The sequence below is a fragment of the Methylobacillus draconifructus genome (assembly GCF_045984385.1).
Classification (GTDB): Bacteria; Pseudomonadota; Gammaproteobacteria; order Burkholderiales; family Methylophilaceae; genus Methylobacillus; species Methylobacillus flagellatus_A.
Genome location: NZ_JBJQIJ010000004.1, coordinates 1 through 23662 on the forward strand (window position 1 = coordinate 1; position 23662 = coordinate 23662).

The 23662-nt window shown below is 58.1% G+C and carries 23 protein-coding genes and 1 rRNA gene; 9 read left to right on the forward strand and 15 right to left on the reverse strand.

Annotation, left to right across the window (positions count from 1 at the left end; genetic code table 11):
- The first annotated feature begins 6 nt into the window (after positions 1–6).
- A 5S ribosomal RNA gene (gene rrf, locus ACKF11_RS09000) occupies positions 7–120 on the forward strand.
- 186 nt (positions 121–306) lie between these two features.
- Here rrf and ACKF11_RS09005 read toward each other — a convergent pair.
- Positions 307–1074, reverse strand: coding sequence for a ParA family protein (locus ACKF11_RS09005; RefSeq protein WP_407996803.1), 768 nt, complete (start codon positions 1072–1074; stop codon positions 307–309).
- Between the two features lie 129 nt (positions 1075–1203).
- On the opposite strand from ACKF11_RS09005, the gene msrA reads away from it, so the two are divergent.
- A complete protein-coding gene (msrA, locus tag ACKF11_RS09010; protein ID WP_407996804.1) occupies positions 1204–1758 on the forward strand; it encodes a peptide-methionine (S)-S-oxide reductase MsrA in 555 nt (184 codons plus the stop codon).
- 3 nt (positions 1759–1761) lie between these two features.
- Here msrA and corA read toward each other — a convergent pair whose 3' ends face one another.
- Positions 1762–2832 (reverse strand): magnesium/cobalt transporter CorA, encoded by a 1071-nt coding sequence (gene corA / locus ACKF11_RS09015; RefSeq protein ID WP_407996805.1) that lies wholly within the window; start codon positions 2830–2832, stop codon positions 1762–1764.
- 241 nt (positions 2833–3073) lie between these two features.
- Between corA and ACKF11_RS09020 the strand changes: the two genes are divergently transcribed.
- Positions 3074–3394 (forward strand): hypothetical protein, encoded by a 321-nt coding sequence (locus ACKF11_RS09020; protein WP_309566720.1) that lies wholly within the window; start codon positions 3074–3076, stop codon positions 3392–3394.
- Here ACKF11_RS09020 and ACKF11_RS09025 read toward each other — a convergent pair whose 3' ends face one another.
- Together ACKF11_RS09025 and ACKF11_RS09030 are read right to left on the reverse strand one after the other, a co-directional pair.
- Positions 3395–4003: a flavin reductase family protein gene (locus tag ACKF11_RS09025; RefSeq protein WP_407996806.1), complete on the reverse strand. Its 609-nt coding sequence runs from the start codon at positions 4001–4003 to the stop codon at positions 3395–3397.
- A gap of 1 nt (position 4004) precedes the next feature.
- Positions 4005–5786, reverse strand: a complete 1782-nt coding sequence (locus ACKF11_RS09030; RefSeq protein WP_407996807.1) for a glutamine--tRNA ligase/YqeY domain fusion protein — start codon at positions 5784–5786, stop codon at positions 4005–4007.
- Between the two features lie 126 nt (positions 5787–5912).
- Here ACKF11_RS09030 and birA point away from each other — a divergent pair, with 126 nt between their 5' ends.
- The 4 genes from birA to ACKF11_RS09050 are packed head-to-tail and all read left to right on the forward strand — an operon-like array spanning position 5913 to position 8703.
- Positions 5913–6890 (forward strand): bifunctional biotin--[acetyl-CoA-carboxylase] ligase/biotin operon repressor BirA, encoded by a 978-nt coding sequence (gene birA, locus ACKF11_RS09035; protein ID WP_407996808.1) that lies wholly within the window; start codon positions 5913–5915, stop codon positions 6888–6890.
- Positions 6891–7640 carry a type III pantothenate kinase gene (locus ACKF11_RS09040; protein ID WP_407996809.1) on the forward strand — a complete coding sequence of 250 codons (750 nt, stop codon included), beginning with the start codon at positions 6891–6893 and terminating at the stop codon, positions 7638–7640.
- Positions 7637–8293 (forward strand): SPOR domain-containing protein, encoded by a 657-nt coding sequence (locus ACKF11_RS09045; protein ID WP_407996810.1) that lies wholly within the window; start codon positions 7637–7639, stop codon positions 8291–8293. The genes ACKF11_RS09040 and ACKF11_RS09045 overlap by 4 nt, the downstream gene beginning before the upstream one ends.
- Before the next feature lie 8 nt (positions 8294–8301).
- Positions 8302–8703, forward strand: a complete 402-nt coding sequence (locus ACKF11_RS09050) for a hypothetical protein (RefSeq protein ID WP_407996811.1) — start codon at positions 8302–8304, stop codon at positions 8701–8703.
- Between the two features lie 375 nt (positions 8704–9078).
- On the opposite strand, the gene ACKF11_RS09055 is transcribed toward ACKF11_RS09050, so the two are convergent.
- The 5 genes from ACKF11_RS09055 to aceE form a co-directional block, all read right to left on the reverse strand.
- Positions 9079–9672, reverse strand: coding sequence for a DUF6607 family protein (locus ACKF11_RS09055; RefSeq protein WP_407996812.1), 594 nt, complete (start codon positions 9670–9672; stop codon positions 9079–9081).
- Positions 9663–9881, reverse strand: a complete 219-nt coding sequence (locus ACKF11_RS09060) for a hypothetical protein (RefSeq protein WP_407996813.1) — start codon at positions 9879–9881, stop codon at positions 9663–9665. Before ACKF11_RS09060 ends, ACKF11_RS09055 begins: the two co-directional genes overlap by 10 nt.
- 198 nt (positions 9882–10079) lie before the next feature.
- A complete protein-coding gene (lpdA, locus tag ACKF11_RS09065; protein ID WP_407996814.1) occupies positions 10080–11858 on the reverse strand; it encodes a dihydrolipoyl dehydrogenase in 1779 nt (592 codons plus the stop codon).
- A 16-nt stretch (positions 11859–11874) separates the two neighbouring features.
- Positions 11875–13221 carry a dihydrolipoyllysine-residue acetyltransferase gene (gene aceF / locus ACKF11_RS09070; RefSeq protein WP_309566699.1) on the reverse strand — a complete coding sequence of 449 codons (1347 nt, stop codon included), beginning with the start codon at positions 13219–13221 and terminating at the stop codon, positions 11875–11877.
- 129 nt (positions 13222–13350) lie between these two features.
- Entirely contained in the window at positions 13351–16005 is a 2655-nt protein-coding gene (aceE, locus tag ACKF11_RS09075) for a pyruvate dehydrogenase (acetyl-transferring), homodimeric type (protein ID WP_407996815.1), read from the reverse strand.
- Positions 16006–16203: 198 nt separating this feature from the next.
- Between aceE and ACKF11_RS09080 the strand changes: the two genes are divergently transcribed.
- Positions 16204–17658 carry a M17 family metallopeptidase gene (locus ACKF11_RS09080; RefSeq protein ID WP_407996816.1) on the forward strand — a complete coding sequence of 485 codons (1455 nt, stop codon included), beginning with the start codon at positions 16204–16206 and terminating at the stop codon, positions 17656–17658.
- A 10-nt stretch (positions 17659–17668) separates the two neighbouring features.
- The gene (gene arfB / locus ACKF11_RS09085) at positions 17669–18076 is read left to right on the forward strand and encodes an alternative ribosome rescue aminoacyl-tRNA hydrolase ArfB (protein ID WP_407996817.1); all 408 of its coding nucleotides are present in this window, start codon (positions 17669–17671) and stop codon (positions 18074–18076) included.
- A gap of 82 nt (positions 18077–18158) precedes the next feature.
- Here the strand turns inward: arfB and ACKF11_RS09090 are convergent, their stop codons facing one another.
- The 6 genes from ACKF11_RS09090 to ACKF11_RS09115 form a co-directional block, all read right to left on the reverse strand.
- Positions 18159–18659, reverse strand: coding sequence for a M48 family metallopeptidase (locus tag ACKF11_RS09090; protein ID WP_407996818.1), 501 nt, complete (start codon positions 18657–18659; stop codon positions 18159–18161).
- 9 nt (positions 18660–18668) lie between these two features.
- Positions 18669–19199 carry a PDZ domain-containing protein gene (locus ACKF11_RS09095; protein ID WP_407996819.1) on the reverse strand — a complete coding sequence of 177 codons (531 nt, stop codon included), beginning with the start codon at positions 19197–19199 and terminating at the stop codon, positions 18669–18671.
- 112 nt (positions 19200–19311) lie between these two features.
- Positions 19312–21003 carry a potassium channel family protein gene (locus ACKF11_RS09100; protein WP_407997164.1) on the reverse strand — a complete coding sequence of 564 codons (1692 nt, stop codon included), beginning with the start codon at positions 21001–21003 and terminating at the stop codon, positions 19312–19314.
- Positions 21004–21055: 52 nt separating this feature from the next.
- Complete coding sequence (locus ACKF11_RS09105; protein ID WP_309566689.1) at positions 21056–21424, reverse strand: DUF6394 family protein; 369 nt, start codon at positions 21422–21424, stop codon at positions 21056–21058.
- A 70-nt stretch (positions 21425–21494) separates the two neighbouring features.
- Positions 21495–22979: a CYTH and CHAD domain-containing protein gene (locus tag ACKF11_RS09110; protein ID WP_407996820.1), complete on the reverse strand. Its 1485-nt coding sequence runs from the start codon at positions 22977–22979 to the stop codon at positions 21495–21497.
- Positions 22980–22994: 15 nt separating this feature from the next.
- On the reverse strand, positions 22995–23627 hold the full coding sequence (locus ACKF11_RS09115; protein ID WP_407996821.1) for a nucleotide-binding protein: 633 nt from the start codon (positions 23625–23627) through the stop codon (positions 22995–22997).
- Between the last annotated feature and the right edge of the window lie 35 nt (positions 23628–23662).

The following is a 23662-nucleotide window of genomic DNA, read 5'->3' on the forward strand; positions in this document are numbered from 1 at the left end:
GTTATGTCTGGCGGCCATAGCGAATTGGAACCACCCCTTCCCATCTCGAACAGGGCCGTGAAACGATTCCGCGCCAATGATAGTATGCACCTCGCATGCGAAAGTAGGTCACCGCCAGACTTTTATTCAAAAGCCCGCTAGTTTTCTAGCGGGCTTTTTCATTTTTAAACGTTGGTTTAATTCATGGGCCTGAGTAAGATCGCAAAGATCTTGTGACGTTTTGCAGGTGATTTTTAGGGGTTAGGTTTAGGCAGTAAATCTAGAGGTATTGCAGTAGGCTTTATATGAAGTATTGCGGTAGCTAACTTACTCTTTTGGCCATTTCTGCGCCAGTTCAATCAATAGCGCCAAGTAGTTTTGAGCGCCGGTACTGTTGGGTTGGTGGCGGAATATGTCGACGCCGTGCTCGGGGCTTTCTGCCACTGCGACATTTTCTGAAATGGCGGTATCGAGCAGGTCATGTCCAAACAGTTCTTTGGCTTTTTTCTGTACTTCGAACGTCATGCTGCGCCTGCGGTCGAAACGGGTCAGCAGGTAGCGGCGCTCTATCGGCCGCTTCAATACGGGCTCGATAGCAGCCAGGGTATCCCCCACTTTCTTTGCGCCCCTGAGGGAAAGAAAGTCGGATGAGATGGGTATGATGACGAGGTCGGCGGCAAATATGGCGCTGAGCGACAGCGTGCCCAGGTAAGGGCAGCAATCAATCAATGTGTGGCGGTTCATATACAGCTTGTCTGCAATATCGAGCCCGTGGCGCAGCTTGTTGAGTATGGCCGGGCCCTTGCCAAAGGCGGAGTCAACCTTGATCAGTTCCTTGTGGGATGGGATGAGATAACCCAGCCCGGGCCATTGGACTTCCAGGTGGTAAAGCGGTTTGTCATCTTGGTAGAATGCAAACAGGCTTTGCTTGGCACTTTCTGGAGGATGGCCGTAAATCTGGGTCAGGTGCGCTTGCGGGTCCATGTCGATCAACAGCGCCTCCTTGCCTGTGCGTTGCAACGCCGCGGCAAGGTTAAGGGCCGTGGTGGTTTTTGCTACCCCACCTTTCTGGTTAAAAACTGCAATACGCGCCATAATATTTCTACTGATCTATATAGTTTGCAGGATCCTAGCTCGCATTATCCTGTATCCGCCTCGCGTCCAATCCGAGGATTTGAGGCGGGAACATGCTACTTTTTACCGTTTGAACCGATATTGAGATAAATGGAAGGGAATCTCGTGGCTGAATCAATAGCTATTTTTGCAGGAGGGTGCTTTTGGTGTCTCGAACCTGTATTCTCGCAGCTGCGAGGAGTCAAGCAGGTGGTGTCAGGCTATATCGGCGGCCAGGTTGCGCATCCAACTTATGAAGAGGTCTGCACTGGGACGACAGGGCACGCCGAGGCGATCAAGATCGTCTTTGACCCAGCGGAGATTGATTACGGAGTGTTGCTCGAGGTATTTTTCCTTGCGCACGATCCGACTACATTGAATCGACAAGGGCATGACGTAGGAACACAATATCGCTCAGCCGTGTTTTGTCAAAGCGGCGAGCAGCAGGCTGTGCTTGATCGACTGCTGGCAAAGTTCGCCAGCGAAAATACATTTGGGGCGCCAGTAGTGACAGAGGTAAATGCAGGCGGCGAGTTTTATGCTGCCGAGCAATATCACCAGCAATACTACGCCCAGCATCCGAACCAGCCTTATTGCCTGGCAGTGGCTGCACCCAAGATCGCGAAGATACGTGCCAAGTATGCTGAGCGTATCAAGCCGGAATGATGCTCAATGTCGGCTGAGCCATTGACGACGCCAGAAATGCAGTCCCATTCCTCCCGCCACCAATAGCATCATCGCAATCGCGATCCAGAATCCCCAATGATCCTTAAGTAAGGGCATGCTCTCGAAATTCATGCCGAAAATGCCGGAGATCAAGGTCGCCGGCATGAATAGCATGGTGACGACCGTAAGGATGCGCACTTCCTTATTGACTTGGTTGCTGATGCTGGATAGATAGATGTCCAGCATGCCTGCCAATAAATCCCGCAACGATTCCAGGGATTCGATGAAATGGATGCTATGGTCGTAGACATCGCGCAGATAGAGGATGGTGTTTTCCTGGAAAAAGGCAAATTCATTGCGGATCAATGTATTGATGATTTCGCGCAATGGCCAGACGGCCCGGCGTAGGTCCATGGTTTCGCGCTTGAGCTTGTGTATGCTTTGCAGGACTGCATCACTAGGGCGATGCAGGAGTTGGTCTTCCAGCTTTTCGCAATCGTCGCTGATCTGTTCGAGCATGACGAAGTACTTATCCACGATCATGTCCAGCAGGGCATAGGCCAGGACATCGGCCCCCGATTTGCGCAACAGGCCCTTATTGGCGCGCAGGCGTTCGCGCACGGGGTCAAATGAGCCCGTCGGGCGTTCCTGGAATGAGAGGACGAAGCGATTGCCGAGAATGATGCTGATTTGCTCGGAGTTGACCAGCATTTGCTCCGAGTCATAGGAGAAAAAGCGCGTGACCAGATACAGGTAATCGTCATACGCATCGACCTTGGGGCGCTGGTCGGTGTTGAGGATATCCTCGAGCACCAGCGGGTGCAGCTTGAAGCGCTGGCCTATCTCAGCCATGAGCTTAGGGTCATGCAGTCCATGCACGTTAAGCCAGAGGATGCTGTCATCTGCGCTTGGCTGGATTTCATCCAGCGAGCTGATCGATTGTTCTTCGATATGTTCCGCGTTATAACGGAACAGGGTCAGCGTAATCTGCGGCGTCTTGACATCCCCGGTATGCACCAGGGTGCCCGGAGGCAGGCCAGTTTTCTTGCTATGCGCATGGCGCCGTTTTTTCATCCTTGCTCCAGTGATTGAGGGTATTGTGCCTAGCCTGCAATGGATTTCTTGGCTCTTCCTCAAAGGGATGAGAAAACGCCAGTTTAGACAATGCTAGGTTGATCGCATGCTGGGTTAGAATATCTGGACTGCAGATCAATGCTTTGATTGTCGAGCGTATCAAACCTCAACACAATGGGTAGAGTAATACAACTGCAACGGCACATACAACCAGGTGCCGCATGATAGTAACGGAGGAAAAATGCGATTTTACTTGTTCGCCGGATTGTTGAGTCTGGCATTCAGCTTGCATGCTGCAGAGTCCGGCAGCGATGCGCAAGTGGGCCTGATCGAGGACGACAGCTCCGAGTGCCTGGCCAATGACGGCAAGCTGATCCTGCTGAAGAGCGATGCGGCTGAGACCATGGTGGTATGGCTGGATCGCTGGTTCATGGGAGTGCAGACCGCAGACCATACCAAGCATATTATTCAGCCTGGCGATGAGCCGATTGCACTAGGTTGCTCGGTGACCCGCGACAAGGAAAAGCAATACTGGACCATTGCCAGCGCACAGCCGCAATAATCAATCTTGTCGAGTAGCGATGCCTTCACCCGGCGTGAAGAAAAACCCGCCTGACACGTGGTGTAGCGTACGCAAGTCATCATACCCGTCAAAATGCCAGCGTCCATTGCTGAATGCGCGGCTATCTGCATAGGCAGCGACAACTTCGGCGAGGAACAAGTCATAAGCCTGCTGGATATGCGGCTCGGGAATGATGCGGCATTCCAGCCAGGCGACACACCCCTCCAGCAACGGGGCTTCAACCTGCGAGGCAGCGAAGGTCGGCAGGTTCAAAGCGGCCAACTTGTTGTCAGGCGTTTTTCCCAATAACTCCCTGCCTGAACTTGAGCCAACCTTGAGGACCATGTCTGCCTGGGCGCGGCATGGCACATTGATGGCAAATGTACCGCTGGCCTCCATCAATTCCCGCGTATAGGTCTTCTTGTCGATGACAATCGCAACCCTGGATGGATTAAAGTCGAGCGGCATGTTCCAGGCAGCGGCCATCACATTGGAGCGGCCGTTGCAAGAAGAGCTGACCAGTACGGTGGGGCCGTGGTTGAGCAGGCGGAACGCCTTATCCAGCGGGACGGGTTGGATGGTTGCGGCAGACTGAATAGGCGATGCCATATTATTTTTGCCAGGCATCACGCAAGGTCACGGTACGATTGAATACCGGCTTGCCTGGCTGGCTATCCTTGCTGTCCGCGACGAAGTAGCCATGGCGCTCGAACTGGAAGCGGTCTTCCGGCCGGGCCTCCTTCAATGCTGGCTCCAGTTGCGCGCTGATGGTTTTCACCGAGTCCGGGTTGAGGTCGTCCAAGTAGTCGCGGTCGGAGCCGTCTTCATGTTTGCCTTGGCCCGGATGGGCCTCCTTGAACAAGCGGTCGTACATGCGCACTTCGGCGGCGTAGGCATGCGCTGCCGATACCCAGTGGATGTTGCCCTTGACCTTGACGGAGTCTGCGCCTGGCGTGCCGGACTTGGTATCAGGCAGGTATTCGCAATGCACGACAGTGACGTTGCCAGCGGCATCCTTCTCGCAGCTTGTGCACTTGACGACATAGCCGTAGCGCAGGCGCACCATGTTGCCCGGGAACAGGCGGAAATAGCCTTTGACCGGCTCTTCCATGAAGTCTTCGCGCTCTATCCACAATTCGCGCGAAAGCGGCACCACCCGGTGGCCGAGTTCTGGTTTTTGCGGATGGTTGGGGGCATGGCAATCCTCTGACTGGTCTTCCGGATAGTTGTCAATCACGAGCTTGATGGGGTCGAGCACGGCAATGCGGCGTTCCGCCGACGCATTGAGCACTTCGCGCATGCAATCCTCGAGGATGGTGTACTCGATCCAGGAGTCGGCCTTGGAAACGCCGATGCGTTCCGCAAACAGGCGGAAGCCTTCAGGCGCATAGCCGCGGCGGCGGGCGCCGACCAGGGTGGGCAGGCGGGGATCGTCCCAGCCGCTGACGAATTGCTTCTCCACCAGTTCGATCAGCTTGCGCTTGGAAAGCACGACATAGGTGAGGTTAAGGCGGGCAAATTCATACTGCTTGGGCAACGGGTGCGCGAGCAGGCCGCCTTCTGCCAGTTTTTCCAGCACCCAGTCGTAGAAGGGGCGTTGATCCTCGAATTCCAGCGTACAGATGGAATGGGTCACGCCTTCGTAGGCATCTTCCAGCGGATGGGCAAAGGTATACATCGGGTAGATGCACCATTTGTCGCCAGTGTTGTGGTGGTGCGCGCGCTTGATGCGGTAAATCGCCGGGTCGCGCAGGTTGATGTTGGGCGATGCCATGTCGATCTTGGCGCGCAGCACCATGCTGCCGTCCGCATGCTTGCCGTCGCGCATTTCGCGGAACAAGGCCAGGTTTTCCGCCACGGGGCGGTCACGCCATGGGGAGTTCTTGCCGGGCTCTGTCAGCGTGCCGCGATTGATGCGCATTTCCTCGGCGGATTGCTGGTCGACATAGGCGTTGCCCGATTCGATCAGGTATTCCGCAGCGCGGTACATGAAATCGAAGTAGTTGCTGGCATAGTACAGATGCGATTCGCCAAAGGCATCCCAGCCGAAGCCCAGCCATTTCACCGAGTCGGTGATGCTGTCGACGTATTCCTGCTCTTCCTTCTCCGGGTTGGTGTCGTCGAAACGCATATGGCATACGCCGCCGAAGTCGCGCGCCAGGCCGAAGTTGAGGCAGATGCTCTTGGCATGGCCTATATGCAGGTAACCGTTGGGCTCAGGCGGAAAGCGGGTACGGATTTTCGCCGGATCGGGCTCGCCGGCGGCTTGATGCGCGGCATCGCCGGGCGCGCGCGCCCATCGGCGGCTGGCATAGGTGCCTTGTTCAAGGTCGCGCTCGACAATATTGCGGATAAAGTTGGAAGCTGGAACAACAGGGTTTTTTTCAGACATGGTGGCAGTACGCTATTGATTTACGCCTATTTTACACCGTGTCATGTCCCAACGGACCGTCCTACGTGATGGCTGTGCCCAGAATATTCATTCGAGCACGATGGCTTGCGATATACTGCCTCAGCAATGAATAACTTGGTATTTCCCATATTGAGGTTGCTGGCAGACGGACGTTTTCACTCCGGTGAGGACATCGCCCGCCAGTTTTCCGTAACCCGCGCCTCGGTCTGGAATGCAATCCAGGCCGCGGAGGCATTGGGGGTCGAGATTTTTTCCGTGCGCGGGCGAGGGTATCGCCTGCCGGAACCGCTCCATTTGCTGAATGAACAGGCCGTACTGATGGCGTTGGGCAATCAGCAACAGCGTTTCAAACTGGCATTGTTCGACTCGATCGAATCCACGAACAGCTATCTGATGCAGCAGGCAGCCCTTGGCGCGCCCCATGGCACGGTGGCGGCAGCCTTGTTGCAGACCAAGGGGCGAGGCCGTCGCGGGCGGAGTTGGCAATCTGCTTTTGGGGCCAGCCTGACGTTTTCATTGCTATGGCGCTTCCAGATGGGGGCTTCCGCGTTATCCGGCTTGAGCTTGGCGGCGGGGCTGGCATTGGTGCGCACCCTGCATCAATATGGTTTGCGCAGTGCGCAATTGAAATGGCCTAACGATATCCTGGTTCGGGAGCGCAAGCTGGCCGGAATATTGATCGAGTTGCACGGGGATATGGACGGGCCGAGCGCGGCAGTGATCGGCATAGGCCTCAATCTCAGGCTACCCGCTGCCACGCGCGGGCAGATCGATCAACCGGTGACGGACATGGCGAGCCACCTGCCTGTCGAGATCAACCCGAACGACATACTGGGGCAGTTGTTGAGCCATTTGGCGCAGGTGCTGGATGAATTCGAGCAATCAGGCTTTGCCGCCATGCGCGAGGAGTGGCAATCCCATCACGCTTTCCAGGGCGAGACCGTCAAGTTACTGTTCCCGGACGGACGCGAACAATATAGCAATGTGGAGGGCATCGCCGATGATGGCGTATTGCTGGTGCGGAACGAGCATGGCATCCAGCGCTTTTCTTCCGGCGAGATCAGCGTGCGGGGAATGAACTAAATGAGTTATTTGCTGGCCATTGATGCGGGAAATACGCGCACCAAGTGGGCGGTGCTGCAATACGCAAGCGGGGAGATTTTGCAGCATGGCGTACTCAATGGCGATGACATGCCTGCTGCATGGCAACAGTGTGACCGGGTTGCTGTGGCCAATGTAGCCGGGCCGGATCGATACACTCTGCTTGATCAGCAACTCAAGCCGCTTGGCGTGCCTGTGCGTTGGCATGCCAGCACAATGCAGGCATGCGGCTTGAGCAATGGCTATGCGGTACCGGAGCAACTGGGCGTGGACCGTTGGGCGGCCATGATAGCGGCCTGGCAATATTATCAGCGCAGTTGTCTGGTAGTGAATGCAGGAACTGCTTTGACGGTTGATATGATTGAGAAAACTTCGCCCGGGCAGGCGCGTTTTATCGGTGGCATCATCATGCCTGGGATGCGGTTGATGCAGGCCAGCATCGCCAATGCGGCAGCCAATATCGGAGAGGGGCTGGGCGTATTCCAGGATTTTCCCTTGAACACGCAGGATGCGGTCTACAGTGGCAGCCTTTACGCTTCAGCCGGGGCAGTCGATAACTTGCTGCAAGTGCTCAGCGAGTATTGCGGGCATGTGGTGCCTTGCATGCTGAGCGGTGGCGACGCGGTTATTTTGCTGCCATTATTGCAAAGGCACGTGTTGGCAAGGGAATACAATCTAGAGGAAAACCTGGTGTTGCAGGGGTTGTGGTACATGGAAAGAGAATTGCCATGAAGTGGATAGTGGGCGGTTTGCTTGTATTGAATCTTGGCCTATGGATAGCCGTTGGCTGGTTTCATCCGCAACCCGCATCCAAGACGCATGTCCATGAGCCGCTGTCTGCCGACAAGATCAAGCTGCTGACGCAGGACGAGGTGGACGCATTGCCCAAGGCGGACGAGCCCGGCGACGCCAGGCAGGGCGAGGCGTATGCTTGTTACGAGTGGGGCAGTTTCTCCACGGAAGGGCTGCAACGCGCGCAAGTCATCCTCAGCCAGCACTCGTTGGTTGCAACGGTGCAGCAGAAAACCATGCAGGAGGCATTGCGCTATTGGGTATATATCCCGCCGTTGCCTTCGTTGCAGGCAGCGCAAAGCAAAGTGGGAGAGCTGAAAGCGCTCGGCGTGGACGTGAGCTTCATCATCCAGGAAGCGCCCTGGCGCAATGCAATTTCGCTCGGGGTCTTCAAGGATGAACGTTTAGCGAATAAACTACTCGAACAATTGCAGCGCCAAGGGGTTAGATCAGCGCAAAAAGGGGTGCGCAATCAGGAAAAGGGGCGTGTCAGTTTGCTTATCAATGATATGTCAGCCGAGATGGCGGGCGAGTTGAACAAACAAGGTGCAAACTTCCCTGGTAGTGAACTTAAACAGGTTATTTGCCAATAGGAGTCTGTATGGGAATTTTCAAGGATATCGTCAAGAAAGTTGCACTGGCCGCCGCAGTCATCGCAGGGAAGCGGATATTGAGCAAGGTGGTCACCGATGTGATCGACGGAGATAAAACCGCGACGGAACCGGTAGCGCCAACCCCGGCAGGCAAGCCCACGACATCCAGCAGGAGAAAGCCGGTAGCCAGCCGGGCCAAGCCTACAAGTGCAAAAACCGGACAGTCCAAGCCCAGAACTGACGCCAAGCCGAAAGCTGCCAAAATAGACGCCGCCAAACCAAGAGCCCGCAAACCACGCACAAGTTCAGCTGGGAAAACCAAGCCTGCACAGGCGGCCAAGGCCGAAATTGTGGGGAATGAAACTGCCAGCCAACCTGAAGCCGCAGAGAGTCCAAAAGCCGCAGAGTAGAATCGTCTGCTTGTGATTTTCCTGGTTTCTAGGGCAGGGATTTCCCCGCCTTTCTTTGTATGAATACTCGCGTTAGTCAGAGCTGGCTGCTTGATGCGGATTGCCAGGAGATACCGGATAGTTCTGGCATGACAGGGTGGCTAATATAAATTTCCGCCTGGTTTCGATTGCCCACTATCTTTCTTTGTGGGTGCTGGAGTGGGAGCGCCGGCAGGTGCCAGGTAAGACGTGATGAGCTCATCCACTTTCTGCTGGATTTCATCGGCAGAAAGTGGTGTTGTGGCTTCGGCGACTTAACTGGCGTATCGATGATTGGCATGAAGAGATTGTCCTTGTCCGGAGACCCGCGTAGCTGCAGTTTCTTATTGTTGTCTATCAATTGCTGCCATTTGGTAGCATCCCAGACTGGCTTGGTGCTTTCCTGATAGCGGTCACCTGTGCTCCAGTCATATCTGTAATACGTTCATAGCGGTTGAACCCGGATTCACGAGCCAATACCGGATGGCTGGCAGCGAGTTTCCCTGTCTTATCCAGCTTCACCTTGAGGTTTTGCTGCTCATGCGTCCAGCCGATAGGCGTAATGGTGTGGCGGTTGTTGCCGATCAATGCATTATAATCGCTGCGCACGGTGTATTCGCGACGTGGGAATGGGCGCCAGCCATTCTCATCATTCCAGCTCGAGAAATTGTCTAGATGCTGCCAACGCGAAATGTCGGAATAACGCGGGCTGTCATCAACCTGATATACCGTCTGTCGCCAGTGGCCTTGCTGTTGTTCCATCGGGACTTTGGTGCGTTGCCAGGTGTTGTTGCCACGATATACCAATTGATCATTAGGCTCATATCGCCAATCCTGGCGCCAATGCTTGGTGACATGAGGGCCTTGAGTTTTGCCGTCCTTATCCTTGAACGACATGACCAGCAAATGCTGCAATACGATATCGCGACCATTGTCTTCTACTACGTACACTTTTTCTGTTCCCCAGCTGCGGTAGGGACGAATCCCGTGGTTTCAACAAAGTCGAAACTCACGCGATATTCACCGGCCATGGCGAGAATGGCACGGCGGTCGCGTTCGAACTGGCTTACAGGCGCTTGCAAGGCGTGCCATTCTGCAGTGGGTTCCGTGACGAGTTGAACTGTCGTGCCGCGTGTCGGCCCGCCTCTGGGGGATAGCATTGTCGGCGATGACGGGAAAAGCTGAGCATAGCAAAGCAATAAACTGGCAAGAACAAATGATTTTTATTCTTAATTTTGGCATTTTAAATTGACTGAAGAATGATCAACTTCTATTGCCGGACTGAGGCGGTTTGATGGCTCATAAACAAAAAAACGGCGCTTAGGGGCACCGTTTTTGATGATGTTTATTAAACGTAATCAGCGTTTCTTAGGAGGCAGCATGTCAGTGATCGTGCCTTCCTTGAGTTCTGCCGCGAAGCAGATGGTCTCGGACAAGGTCGGGTGGGCGTGGATGGTGAGGCCCAGGTCGTGCGCATCGGCTCCCATCTCGATTGCAAGCACGGCTTCCGCCAGCAGTTCGCCGGCATTGGTGCCGACGATGCCGGCACCGATCACGCGGTGGGTTTTCTTGTCGAAGATCAGCTTGGTGGCGCCTTCGGAGCGAGCAATGGATAACGCCCGGCCGCTTGCCGCCCATGGGAAGGAGGCTTTCTCGATCTCCAGACCCTTGGCCTTGGCTTCGGTTTCAGTGACGCCTACCCAGGCCACTTCGGGATCGGTATAGGCAACGGAAGGAATCGCCATGGCCTGGAACTCGACCTTGTGGCCGGCAATGACTTCAGCCGCCACTTTGGCTTCGTGGGTCGCCTTGTGCGCCAGCATGGGTTGGCCGACGATGTCGCCGATCGCGAAGATATGCGGTACGTTGGTGCGCATCTGCTTGTCGACGGCGATGAAGCCGCGATCGTCCACTGCAACGCCTGCGTTTTCGGCGCCGATGTTCTTGCCGTTCGGGCGGCGGCCGATGGAGACCAGCACGCGGTCGTAGACTTGGCTTTCCTTGGGTGCGTTCTCGCCTTCGAAGCTGACGTGGATGCCGTCTTTCTTGGCTTCGATCTTGGCTACCTTGGTGGAGAGCATGATGCTCTCGAAGCGTTTTTCCATGCGCTTCTGCAATGGGCGGATCAGGTCGCGGTCGGCACCCGGGATGAGGCCGTCCATGAACTCGACCACGCTGACCTTGCTGCCCAGCGCGTCGTATACCGTGCCCATTTCCAGGCCGATGATGCCGCCGCCGATCACCAGCAGGCGTTTCGGTACGTCTGCCAACGCCAGCGCGCCGGTGGAGTCCATGATGCGTTCGTCTTCAGGCGCGCCGGGGAATTTGGTGGCTTGTGAGCCGGCGGCGATGATCGCGTTCTGGAAGCCGACAGTGGTGACCTTGCCATCGGCCGCGGTCACGGCGATCTGGTTGGGACTGGTGAACTGGCCTACGCCCTGCACCACGGTCACGCCGCGCTGCTTGGCCATTTGTGCGAGGCCGCCGGTGAGCTTGGCGACGACGTCGTTGGCTTTCCAGTTGCGCAGTTCTTCCAGGTTGATCTTGGGCTTGCCGAAGCTGACGCCGTGATGGCTGGTTTCCTCGGCCTCGGTGATGACCTTGGCAGTGTGCAGCAACGCCTTGGACGGGATGCAGCCCACATTGAGGCAGACGCCGCCCAGCGTGGAGTAGCGCTCGATCAGCACGACCTGCTTGCCGAGGTCGGCAGCGCGGAAGGCGGCCGTATAGCCGCCAGGGCCGGAGCCGAGCACCACGACTTCGGTATTGATGTCGGAGTCGCCGGTGGCGGTTGCCGGAGCAGGCGCCGGCGCGGCAGGCGTTGCCGCGGGCGCCGGTTTGGATTGTTCCTGGGCTGCTGGTGCCGGGCTGGCGGCAGCGCCTGCCTGTTCCGCACCGGCTTCTTCCACCAGCAGGATCAGTGCGCCCTTGGCGACCTTGTCGCCCACCTTGACCTTGACTTCCTTCACCACGCCGGCGTGGGAGGAGGGAATGTCCATGGAGGCCTTGTCGGATTCCAGGGTGATCAGCGCGTCTTCCTTGGCGATGGTGTCGCCGGCCTTTACCAGTACTTCAATGACGTCCACGCTATCGAAGTTGCCGATATCGGGAACCAATACTTCAGTAATCTTGCTCATGTTTATCCCTCAATCCTTACAGCAACAAACGACGTACATCGGACAACACCATGCGCAAATGGCTGGTGAAACGGGCGCCATCGGCACCGTCGATCACGCGGTGGTCATAAGACAGGGACAAAGGCAGGATCAGGCGCGGCTCGAATTCCTTGTTCTTGCCGTTGAATACCGGTTGGATGCTGGAGCGCGATACGCCCAGGATCGCCACTTCGGGGCAGTTGATGATGGGCGTGAAGGCCGTGCCGCCGATACCGCCCAGGCTGGAAATGGTGAAGCAGCCGCCCTGCATTTCCTCGACCTTGAGCTTGCGCTCGCGTGCCTTGGCGGAAAGCTCGCCCAGCTCGGCAGCGATTTCGAGCACGTCCTTGCGGTTGACGTCTCGGATCACAGGCACAACCAGTCCGTCCGGCGTGTCGCAGGCGAAGCCGACGTTGTAGTACTGCTTGAGGATCAGGTTCTCGCCATCGGCGGACAGCGACGCATTGAAGTTAGGGTAGGCGCGCAACGCGTTGACCGAGGCCTTGATCAGGAAGGCTAGCATAGTGAGCTTGACGCCGCGTTTTTCCGCTTCGGATTGCATGGATTTGCGGAAATCCTCGAGGTCGGTGATGTCGGCCTCGTCGAATTGCGTGACGTGCGGCGCGGTGACCCAGTTGCGGTGCAGGTTGGCGCCCGAGAGCTTCTTGATGCGCGACAACGGCTTGGTTTCGGTCTCGCCATATTGCGAGAAGTCGATGACGGGGGCCGGAATGACGGCAAGGCCGCCGGCTCCGGTGGCGATGCCGCCGCCGCGGGGCTTGCTCAGCTCGCCCTTGACGTAGGCCTGAACGTCGGATTGCGTGATGCGGTTCTTGGGGCCGCTGGCGGTGACCAATGCCAGGTTGACGCCCAGCTCGCGTGCGAATTTGCGCACTGACGGGCTGGCATGCGCAAGCTTGCCAGCAGCGGTTTCAACGCTGGCCGCAACCGGGTTTGGCGTGGTTTGCGGCTGTATGGTCTGGGGAGGCTCGGGCGCAGGGCGGGTGGCTTCGGGTACGGGCGCCGGGGTTGCCGGCGCAGCTGCGGCAGGTGCTGCTGGCTTGGCTTCCTCTTGCGGGGCCGCGGCGGGGGCGCTTGCGCTTTCTTCCACCGCTTCCAGCGTGAGGATGAGGGCGCCTTGGGCCACCTTGTCGCCTACCTTGATTTTGACTTCCTTCACGGTGCCGGCGAATGGCGCGGGAATGTCCATCGAGGCCTTGTCGGACTCCAGGGTGATCAGCGAGTCGTCCTTGGCAATGCTGTCGCCGGCTTTGACCAGGACTTCGATGACATCCACGCTGTCAAAGTTGCCGATGTCGGGAACGAGTACGTCTTTAATTGCCATGCTTGATGTTCCTTAAAATGTATCTTTTCAAGATATGCATTTACGCAAAACGCCCGCATGCGGTAAGCCGGGGCGTATGATTGCTGCGAACGGCCGCCAGGGGTGCATGGCGGCCTGTTTTCCATGGGCTTACACCGTTGCCGGGTTTGGCCTGTTGGCGTCGAGCTTGTATTTCTTGATTGCTTCCGCGGCCTTGGCGGCAGGTAGTTTGCCTTCGTCCGCCAATGCCTTCAGGGCCGCGAGCACGACATGGTAGCGGTCGACCTCGAAGAAGCTGCGCAATGCCTCGCGCGAGTCGGAGCGGCCATAGCCGTCGGTGCCTAATGCGACATAGCGCTGCGGGATGAAGTTGCGGATCTGGTCGGCAAACGCCTTCATGTAGTCGGTGGAGGCGATCACCGGGCCTTCGGCTTTCTTCAACTGCTTGGCGACGTAGCTTTCCTTCTGCGGCTTTTCCGGATTGAGCAGGTTCCAGCGCTCGACGTCCAGGCCTTCGCGGCGCAGCTCGGTGAAGCTGGTGACGCTCCAGATGTCGGCGGATACGCCCCAGTCCTTTTCCAGCAGCTCGGCCGCGGCAATCACTTCGCGCAGGATCACGCCGCTGCCCAGCAATTGCACCTTGGGGCCTTTTGCCTTGGACTTGCTGAACTGGTAGATGCCCTTGAGGATGCCTTCCTCTGCGCCCTTCGGCAGTTCGGGGTGGGTGTAGTTCTCGTTCATCAGGGTGATGTAGTAATACACATCTTCCTGGTTCTGCACCATGCGGCGCAGGCCTTCCTGGATGATGACCGCGAGTTCGTAGGCGAAGGTCGGGTCATAGGAGACGCAGTTCGGGATGGTGGCCGACATCAGGTGGCTGTGGCCATCCTCGTGTTGCAGGCCTTCGCCGTTCAGCGTGGTGCGGCCGGCGGTCGCGCCCAGCAGGAAACCGCGCGCGCGGCTGTCGCCTGCCGCCCATGCCAGGTCGCCGATGCGCTGGAAGCCGAACATGGAGTAGAAGATGTAGAACGGGATCATCTGCACGCCGGTGACGCTGTATGAGGTCGCGGCAGCCAGCCAGGAGGAGAACGAGCCAGCCTCGTTGATGCCTTCCTCGAGGATCTGGCCGTCCTTGGATTCCTTGTAGAACATCACCTGGTCGGCATCCTGCGGCTCGTAAAGCTGGCCGACGGAAGAATATATGCCGAGCTGGCGGAACATGCCTTCCATGCCGAAGGTACGTGCTTCGTCAGGCACGATGGGCACCACGTACTTGCCGATCTGCTTGTCGCGCACCAGTGTGGAGAGGATGCGCACGAAGGCCATGGTGGTGGAGATTTCGCGCTCGCCGGTGGAGCCCAGCATGTTCTCGAAAGCGGACAGGGCCGGCACGGTCAGTTCGTTGCCCTTGCGGCGGCGTGCAGGAATGAATCCGCCCATGGCTTCGCGGCGCGCCTGCAGGTATTGCATTTCCGGGCTGTCGTCGGCGGGACGGTAGAAGGAAAGTTTTTCCACTTGTTCGTCGGTCAGCGGCAGGTTGAAGCGGTCGCGGAATTTCTTCAGCGTTTCGATGCTCATACTCTTCTGCTGGTGGGTGGTGTTCTGGCCTTCGCCCTCGTCGCCCATGCCGTAGCCCTTGACGGTCTTGGCAAGCACCACGGTAGGCTGTCCCTTGTGGTTCACCGCGGCATGGTAGGCCGCATACACCTTGTGCGGGTCATGGCCGCCGCGGTTGAGGCGCCAGATGTCCTCGTCGGACATCGCCGCGACCATTTCCTTGAGTTCGGGATACTTGCCGAAGAAATGTTCGCGCGTATAGGCGCCGCCCTTGGCCTTGAAGTTCTGGTATTCGCCGTCCACGCATTCTTCCATGCGCTTCTTGAGCAGGCCGTCCTTGTCCATGGCGAGCAATGGGTCCCAGTAGGAGCCCCATAATACCTTGACCACGTTCCAGCCGGAGCCGCGGAACGCGGCTTCGAATTCCTGGATCACCTTGCCGTTGCCGCGCACCGGGCCGTCCAGGCGCTGCAGGTTACAGTTGATGACGAAGATCAGGTTGTCGAGTTTCTCGCGGGCAGCCAGCGAGATCGCGCCCAGGGATTCCGGCTCATCCATTTCGCCGTCGCCGCAGAACACCCATACCTTGCGGTCGGCCGTATCGGCAATGCCGCGGTTGTGCAGGTACTTGAGGAAACGTGCCTGGTAGATGCCGGCAATCGGGCCCAGGCCCATCGAGACAGTCGGGAATTGCCAAAAATCGGGCATCAGCCAGGGATGCGGGTATGAGGACAGGCCGTTGCCGTTGGATTCCATACGGAAATTGGATAGCTGTTCTTCCGTGATGCGGCCTTCGAGGAAGGCACGCGCGTATACGCCGGGAGAGGAGTGGCCCTGGAAATAGATCAGGTCGCCGCCGAAGCTTTCGTTGGCAGCGCGGAAGAAGTGGTTGAAGCCGGTGTCATACAAGGTGGCGGCAGACTGGAAACTGGCAATGTGGCCGCCCACGCCCGGGGATTTCTCGTTGGCGCGCAGCACGGTCATGATGGCGTTCCAGCGGATCAGCGCACGGATCTTGCGCTCCATGGCGGTGTCGCCGGGGTGCTTGGGCTGCAGGTGCGCAGGAATGGTGTTTACGTATGCAGTGGTTGCGTTATACGGTAAATATGCACCTGAGCGGCGGGCTTTATCGATCAGCGTTTCCAGCAGGAAATGCGCTCGCTCGGTTCCCTCGTTCTCAAGTACCGATGAGATGGCTTCAAGCCATTCCTGGGTCTCTTGAGGGTCGATATCGGGGGTCAATGCCATGTAAGGTTCTCCGGGAAACTTTTAAGATACGCTTGGGTATAATCAGCCTGATGCAGCATCAAGCTTTAAATATTTGTTATGGCTTGAGGCCGTTGTGAAGACGCTATATTGGCTTTTTTGACTGTTTAGGTCAAGTTTTGTCGCTTGCCGCAGCGCATGAAAGTACGGGCCTAACCCGCTAAAAACAAGAGAAAACTTATGACTGTGCAACTCAAGCAACTTCCGCATCCCGCAGACGAGAAATCACTGGCGACGGCAAGCCATATACTGTTTGTTCTGCCCAGGAGGAAGCCTGCCTCGCTACCGTTCGCCTCCGTGCTGGAAGCCAGGTTGCGTCGTGCCCGCAGCAAATATACCGACCTGGCGAAAAGCCATGTATCGGCCGACCTCCCAAACGGGGGTGTTGCAAGCTGGGTGGTGATGGATGAGCGGCAGAATGCTTTCCAGCGCCATACCTTACTGCGCAAGGCTGCCAAGATATTGCTGGATGACCAGCCGCAGTCGGCGACTATTGCGGTGTTTGGCGATGAAGCGTTGCGGGCGCTCGCCGCGCGCGAGGCGTATTACGTGGTGAGCGTGAACGCGGTGGAACTGCCTGTGCGTAAATCCAGGCATAAAGCGCATCCGCTCAAGCATATCGTGGTTCAGGGCTGGAAGCAGGCCGACGGCTATGCCGGAATCAACGCGCTGGTGGCCGGCAATACATTGGCGAGAAGCCTGACCCTGACGCCGCCGAATGAATTGACGCCGGCCGCATACCGGGAAAAGATCGCGGAACTGGCTAGGCAATATGGCTGGAAACGCCAAGAGTACGACCTCAAGAAACTGCGCAAGCTTGGTGCCGGAGCCTTTGTCGCGGTGGCGCAAGGCTCACCGGAAGTGGATGCCGCGATCGTGCACTTATCTTACCAGCCCAAGGATGCGCGTCAGCATGTGGCTGTGGTCGGCAAGGGTATCTGCTTCGATACCGGCGGACACAACCTCAAGCCGGCCAAATACATGCACGGCATGCATGAGGACATGAACGGCTCTGCCGTGGCGCTGGGCATCCTGCTCGCCGCGACCGAGGCCCACCTGCCGGTCAAGATAGACTGCTGGCTGGCATTGGCGCAGAACCATATCGGGCCGTGCGCCTACAAGCAGAATGATGTGGTGACTGCCCTCAACGGCACGACCATAGAAATCGTCCATACCGATGCGGAGGGACGCATGGTGCTGGCCGACACCTTGACCCTGGCCTCACGCGCCAAGCCAGGGCTCATGCTCGACTTCGCCACATTGACCGGCAGCATGCAGGTGGCATTGGGCGACCGTTATAGCGGCGTGATCGGCAATGACCATGATTGGCTGGACAAGGCCGTGCAAGCTGGAAATGCCGTTGGCGAGCGGGTATGCAGGCTGCCGTTCGACGAGGATTACGAGGAAGAACTGGAAAGCGGCATTGCCGACATCAAGCAATGCACCCTGGAGGGCGGCGCGGACCATGTGCTGGCCGCGCGCTTCCTAGCCAGGTTCATCGAGAACGATATCCCCTGGGTGCACACGGATTTGTCTTCATACCACCGCAAGGGCGGGCTTGGCGCCGTGGGCAGCGACGTGAACGGCTTCGGCGTCAGCCTCGGCTTGCAGTTGATACGCCAGGTGCTGGATTAACGGATTTGTTATGGATTTGCCTGAACTGTACCTGGAGCCCGATGAAATCACGCTGACCGCCGTGCGGGCGCAAGGAGCGGGCGGCCAGAACGTGAACAAGGTGTCGAGCGCCATCCACCTGCGCTACGACGTCAAGGCCTCTTCTTTGCCCGACCTGGTCAAGGCCAGGCTGTTGCGCTTGCGCGACCACAGGATCACCAAGGATGGCGTGATCATCATCAAGGCCCAGCTGCATCGCAGCCAGGAGTTGAATCGTGCCGATGCGCTCGCCAGATTGCATGAGCTGGTCAATAGCGTGGCCAGGCCGCCCGCGCCGCGCATCGCCACCAAGCCGACCAAGGGTTCGAAACTGCGCCGGCTGGAAGGCAAGCGCCGCCATGCCGAGCGCAAGGCGTTGCGGCGCAATGTCATTCAATAAGGGGCGGCAAATTTAACGCAGATATACTGGCTAGCCGCTGCGATGCAGGCAGGCAGCGCCAAGCATGTTTCATTTGCCTCGCTTACTTCAGGTTGGGTATCAGCGCTTGTCCCAATAGCTGTTTTTCATCGATTTCCTTGATCGCCTGGTCCAGCGCCAGATAACGGTTGGCGGTATTTGGGTGCGACGCGCCATGTGAGATCGCCTTCGGGTGTTCCGCGCCCATGCGCCGCCAGAAGTTGGGCGCGCTCCTGATATCGTAGCCTGCGCGAGCGGTGGCGTAGATGCCGACGTAGTCGGCTTCCGTCTCGAAATCCTGGCTGAACGCCCCGGCGCCGAGGTTGCCTCCCAGGTTGGTGACATCGACGCCGGTCACCGCAGTCACGACCGCTCCCAGAATGACGCCCAGCAATTGGTTGTTGGATTTCTTGCCCATGTGATCCATCTGGTTGTGCGCAAGCTCATGCCCAATCACGGTGGCCAGTTCAGCGTCGTTTTCGGTAAAGCGCAGCATGCCGCTGGTGATGTAAATCCCCTTGCCATCTGCATAAGCGTTGACATCGTCCGCGGTGACCACCGTCACGGGATAGTTTCATACCACGTCCATGGGAATATGGAGGGTCTGGGCCTCGCCGGCACGCAGGATGTCGACGGCGATTTCCCGGCCTGGCGTGTGGGGCGCCGCAATCAATGACTTGAGGTCGGCCTGCTTGCTGCTGACGGTTTGGTTGTTGATGCGGACGATCACATCGCCTTTTTGTAGCCCGGCGCTTTCTGCGGGGCTGCCGGCAAAGATTTCCACTACTTTGTAGTCGTCGGTCAAGTTCCAGTGTTTGACCGCCGCGCGCTGCACGTCGCCTTGAAACTGCGACTGGTAATATGCGAGGAAGCCAAGGTGGGGAGCGGTGTTGCTACCGCAGTACGGGGCGGAGGTTCGTAATATCGGCAAGGCGACGCGCATGGCGTGCAGGTGCCGCTTCGCCTGGTTCTGGAAGGCCAGCTCGTGCTGGATGGCTTTTTCGGATTCGCTGACCTGTTGGTCGATAGCGGTTTGCTTGGTGACGGGAGTGGAGCAAGCGAGAAGTAGCGAGCTGATTGCCAAAGCGCTGAGATTGCGGATCATACGTCCCCCTTGAAATCGTGCCGATGGTTCGCCGGATACCTATGCTGGTATCTCAGGGCCTGTTCAACATATCCCATGAAGACATGTTGAACAGGCTATCGCCAGCAGTGTATTACTGCTGTGCTTGTTTGCGCAACTTGCGCAAACGGGTGACCTTGCGCGTCACCCAGCGCCAGAGCCAGCCGTCGGCAATTTCGCGGCCATTGATGATCCAGGTGAGGGTCTTGTGGTTGCTCAGGGTGATCGGCTGCACGCTCTTGGCCATGGCGCTGCCGCAGAATAGCAAGCGGTCGCCAACGTGCAACTGTTCGGTGACTTCCGGCAGCAGGGTGTATTGGCCGCTGCGTACCAGCATGAGAGGGACCAGGTCCAGCTTCTGCGTGCGGTTGCCGGGGTCGCGCGTCAATGCATCGAGCGTCACGGGCAGTCCCCAGGCAATCAGGTTGGCGACAGCGGGGCTGTGTTCCGCATCCACGGTCACGCCCCAGGCATCCGGTACGTTCTCGCCCACCACCCCTACCAGGCGGCTGATCAATTGGTTGGCCCAGCTGTTATCCTGCGTGCGCACCAGTTGCAGGAAATGCGTCATCATCGGTGTGATCATGCGGGCCAGGCATTCATGCGCAATGATGTCGCTGGGATCCATCGAGATATCGGCATTGAAGTGCTCGAACAGGGGCTCGTTGAAGCGGCGGTTCTTGCGCACGACGACGAACAGGTTGGGGTTCATCTTTTGCGCGGTCATCACGATCGACAGGTTGTTGATGTCATTGTTGGTGCCGGCGATGATGCCCACGGCATCGTCTATCCCTGCCGCTTTCAGCGTCGATGCTTCGGTGCCGCTGCCGACGATGCAGTTTTCGCAGTGGGTGAGCTCGGGGTCGGCCTCGATGACGACGGTCGTGATTTGCTCGCGCTCGAGGTTCTCCACCACCGCCTTGCCGAAACGCCCGTAGCCGCACACGATCCATTTGCCGATCGGGGGTACCTCGGGCAGGGTCAGGATATCGCCCGGCACGCCGGTGAGCCATTGGTGCAGCAGGTAAGTCCCGATCGCGTGTACCTCCATGCCTAGCTGGTCGCCAAATAAGGTATAGGGGTTGAGGATATGGTCGGTGCCGAACGAGGCCATATTGGCGGCGACTTCATCGTCTTCCGCCCGGGCGAGCACCATGAGGTCGGGATTGAGCAGCTTGGCCGCTACCGCCACCGCCAGGTTGACATGGTCGTTGTCGGTGAGCGCGGCGATGCCCTTGCACATGGGATGGCGCACGCCTGCCCGCAGCAAGGTGTCGGGCATCTTGGCATCGGCGCAGAGCACCGGGATGTCGAACTGGTAGTCTTCGAGCTCCAGGTCGTTAACGCGGTCCTGGTCCACTTCGGTGACCACGACGCGTATGCCTTTGTGGTCCAGCGCCTTCACCAGCAGGCTGCCGGTTTCACCGTAGCCTGAGACGATGAAGAACGGCTCGTGCAGATGGTCCACGGCACGGGCGAAACTGTTGGTGGTGAGCGCTTGCTTGAGCGCGGGGTCCTGGAACAGTGAAATGATCTTACCTATGGCGTAAAACCAGGGAATGACCGTGAAGTAGATCGAGAAGGTCATCCATAGCCGCTGCGAATCGCTATATGGGAAAGGGACTTCGCCGAAGCCAATCGTGGTGGCCGTATAGCTGATGACATAAAAAGCCTCGAACAGGCTCATATGCCAAGGGTTGCCGTGATTATCGACGCCAGGCATCAATGTCAGCCCGACAATCGCGATGGTGTAGCTGACAATCACGGTGATCAGCGGCGCGCGCATGCGCCGCAGGATCAGGAAGAAAATATTGTTCACAAGCGGTTCCGCTCAGGATTTACCGGCGTAGCGTAATCGTTTCCGCAAGCAGCAGGATGACCGAGGTGATATTGGCGAGCAGAGCGCCGCCGCTGAGCGACACGACGCGCGCGGCGGTGCCGGATTCTTCGGCGCTGGCGACTACCCAGACGATGGCCGCCGCGATCAGTTGCAGGTCCGCGACCAGGCTGGTGGATAGGTGGATGGCGCCGATCTGCGAGCGGTCGCCGAACTTGAGCACCGTGGCGATCAGGTTCACCACGATCGCGGTATACAGCTCATAGATATGATGTTCGATGGGGTTGCCGCTGCCCCCGACGAAGAAACCGAAGTTAAGGGTCATCGCCAGTACGATGAAGAAGCCGAAAATGACTTTTTCCAGATTCATTGTGATCCCTGTATATGTGGAGTTGAGAGAATGGAGGCGAGTTTAGTAGATTTTGCCCGACATGGCACCTTTACCAGGCGGCAGGGGCTCGTTGAAACGCCTTCCATAGCGTCGGCAGTCCTGCGATATGGCGCTTTTCCCGTTTGCGCGCGGCATGCTGCCAGGCGAGCCACGCGGGTTGTAGGCCGGGATTGCGCTTGCTCATGCGCTCCAGGGTCTGGCTGGTGACGGCAAGGTCATTGAGCGCCCCGAGGCTGGCTTGAATTTCGCTTAGCGCATCCAACAGTTTTGCCGTCTGTTTTTCTGCTTTCTTGCTCGGATAAAGCGGGCTGAATAATTCGACCGCGTAACGCAGGCGGCGCGCCAGGATGCGCAGCTTGTGCCTTTTCTCCACAGAGAGTTTGTTGAGCCGCTTACCTTGCTTGAGCAGTTTTTTATGCCTGCGGCGCAAATGCGATGCGGCGGTATTGGATACGGCGTGACGGCTTGCGGGCAATCCTACAGCAAACAGGTGGCCCAGCGTGAGCAGCAGGCGTTGATAGCGCGATTGCCTTAGCCCGTTGCGCAGCGCGCCGTATGCCCGGCTTCTTGCGCGGGCAACGTGGGCTTGGGCCTGCTGCAGTTCATCTGCAGGCAGCTTCAGGCCCGGCAGGGTTTCATGCAGCAGCACATCGAGGTCGCGCGCCTTGGCGAGCAAATCATTGAGCCAGTCGATTTCATCGCCGAGCACATCGTCCTGGCTGCCAAAGGCTTTCAATGCCACTTTCATTCGGCGCAGCGCCACCCGCATCTGGTGCACGCCTTCGGGGTCGTCGCCCTGTATTGCGATCGCCTGGTTGCTTTGCAGCTGGCGCAGGCATTCCCAGCCCGCCTTCTCGAAGGCTTCTCCCGGGCTGTCCTTGGGCGTCAGGCCTGCAGGCTTGGCTTTGGAGGCCTGCTGTGGGAAATCGCGGTAATAGGCATAGCCGCGCTGGGCCTTGCTGACGTTTTCTATGGTGAGCGGGATGTCGGATTGCAGCTCGAGCGCGAGCGCGAACAAGTGCTCGACCTTGCCGCCCTTCAGCTCCAGTTCGATCTCGATGAGCGGCTGACAGTGGTCCTTTGCGATCAAGAGGCCGTCATCCAGCGACAGCTCGATGTGGCTGCCTTGGTAATCCAGCTGCCATTCGGTGCGGCGCATATCGGTGGTGAAGATGGGAAGCAACGCCTGCCGGAGCGCCGGATCGTCAAAAATAGGGGTAAGGCTGGGATCCGTGATCTTGGTGTAATCAGGCTCCCCCTTGGAGATGATGTCCTCCCACTCGAGGCGCTGGTGCAGCCCCGCCAGGGAATGGCCTGCCGCCTTGACCGCCTGGAACCAGCCGCCGGACATGCGCCGTACCCGCAGGCTCACGCGCTGGTCGAGCAGCTGTAAGTCGGGCGTGTCGTAGTAGGTGCTCACCAGGCGGCGCGTGACGGCTCTTTCTGCCAGATGCTTGCGGATGGCGGCATGCCGGCGCAGGCGGGGAATATCCTCCTTGGCAATGCGCAGCTTGAGCTCGATCTCGTTGGGCATATTCCCTCCTGGTGGTTATTTTTGCTTGTTGGCGTTGACCAGCCAGTGCAGCAGCGGAGCCCATTGCTGCAAATCGCGGCTGACCTGGGATGGGCGGATGTCGAACAGGCTGGCGCCTTGCTCTGCCGCGAGGGCGTATACCTGGGCATTGCGCAGGTTGCCCACGGAGGGGAAGCCCGATTTTGCGAGGAAATCCTGCAAGGCCAATGCGGCGCGCGTGCGGTTGTCCACCCGCATGCCGACCATCGCGACGAAAGTGCGGCCTTTGCGCACGGATTTCTCTTCCTGCAGCACTTGCAGGAAATCCCGTGTCGCTCCCATGTCGAAAGCGGACGGCTGCATGGGGACGAGGATGAAATCGGCATCCTTGACGGCCTGGCTCAGTTTGTCGCCGCGCAATCCCGCAGGGGAGTCGACAATGGTCCAGTCGGCGCTGAGGCTGTTGGTGTATTTGCCGCGGCCGTCCTGGCCATGGATCAATGGCAGCTTGTACGGCCTGCGCTCCAGCCATTGCAGTGCGGAGCGCTGCCGATCCATGTCTGAAAGCACCACATGCCTGCCCCTGCTGGCAAAATAGCCGGCCAGGTTGGTCGCAAGCGTAGTCTTGCCGCTTCCTCCCTTGGGGTTTGCAATCAGGACGGTGCTCACATGCTCTCCCAGGAGTGTTGGATCGGGGTGGGGGG

Excerpts from the sequence above, each read along its gene's own strand:
- ACKF11_RS09005 (WP_407996803.1), bottom strand. The coding sequence starts at position 1,074 with ATGGCGCGTATTGCAGTTTTTAACCAGAAAGGTGGGGTAGCAAAAACC.
- msrA (WP_407996804.1), top strand. The coding sequence starts at position 1,204 with ATGGAAGGGAATCTCGTGGCTGAATCAATAGCTATTTTTGCAGGAGGG.
- corA (WP_407996805.1), bottom strand. The coding sequence starts at position 2,832 with ATGAAAAAACGGCGCCATGCGCATAGCAAGAAAACTGGCCTGCCTCCG.
- ACKF11_RS09020 (WP_309566720.1), top strand. The coding sequence starts at position 3,074 with ATGCGATTTTACTTGTTCGCCGGATTGTTGAGTCTGGCATTCAGCTTG.
- ACKF11_RS09025 (WP_407996806.1), bottom strand. The coding sequence starts at position 4,003 with ATGGCATCGCCTATTCAGTCTGCCGCAACCATCCAACCCGTCCCGCTG.
- ACKF11_RS09030 (WP_407996807.1), bottom strand. The coding sequence starts at position 5,786 with ATGTCTGAAAAAAACCCTGTTGTTCCAGCTTCCAACTTTATCCGCAAT.
- birA (WP_407996808.1), top strand. The coding sequence starts at position 5,913 with ATGAATAACTTGGTATTTCCCATATTGAGGTTGCTGGCAGACGGACGT.
- ACKF11_RS09040 (WP_407996809.1), top strand. The coding sequence starts at position 6,891 with ATGAGTTATTTGCTGGCCATTGATGCGGGAAATACGCGCACCAAGTGG.
- ACKF11_RS09045 (WP_407996810.1), top strand. The coding sequence starts at position 7,637 with ATGAAGTGGATAGTGGGCGGTTTGCTTGTATTGAATCTTGGCCTATGG.
- ACKF11_RS09050 (WP_407996811.1), top strand. The coding sequence starts at position 8,302 with ATGGGAATTTTCAAGGATATCGTCAAGAAAGTTGCACTGGCCGCCGCA.
- ACKF11_RS09060 (WP_407996813.1), bottom strand. The coding sequence starts at position 9,881 with ATGCTATCCCCCAGAGGCGGGCCGACACGCGGCACGACAGTTCAACTC.
- lpdA (WP_407996814.1), bottom strand. The coding sequence starts at position 11,858 with ATGAGCAAGATTACTGAAGTATTGGTTCCCGATATCGGCAACTTCGAT.
- aceF (WP_309566699.1), bottom strand. The coding sequence starts at position 13,221 with ATGGCAATTAAAGACGTACTCGTTCCCGACATCGGCAACTTTGACAGC.
- aceE (WP_407996815.1), bottom strand. The coding sequence starts at position 16,005 with ATGGCATTGACCCCCGATATCGACCCTCAAGAGACCCAGGAATGGCTT.
- ACKF11_RS09080 (WP_407996816.1), top strand. The coding sequence starts at position 16,204 with ATGACTGTGCAACTCAAGCAACTTCCGCATCCCGCAGACGAGAAATCA.
- arfB (WP_407996817.1), top strand. The coding sequence starts at position 17,669 with ATGGATTTGCCTGAACTGTACCTGGAGCCCGATGAAATCACGCTGACC.
- ACKF11_RS09095 (WP_407996819.1), bottom strand. The coding sequence starts at position 19,199 with ATGATCCGCAATCTCAGCGCTTTGGCAATCAGCTCGCTACTTCTCGCT.
- ACKF11_RS09100 (WP_407997164.1), bottom strand. The coding sequence starts at position 21,003 with ATGCGCGCGCCGCTGATCACCGTGATTGTCAGCTACACCATCGCGATT.
- ACKF11_RS09105 (WP_309566689.1), bottom strand. The coding sequence starts at position 21,424 with ATGAATCTGGAAAAAGTCATTTTCGGCTTCTTCATCGTACTGGCGATG.
- ACKF11_RS09110 (WP_407996820.1), bottom strand. The coding sequence starts at position 22,979 with ATGCCCAACGAGATCGAGCTCAAGCTGCGCATTGCCAAGGAGGATATT.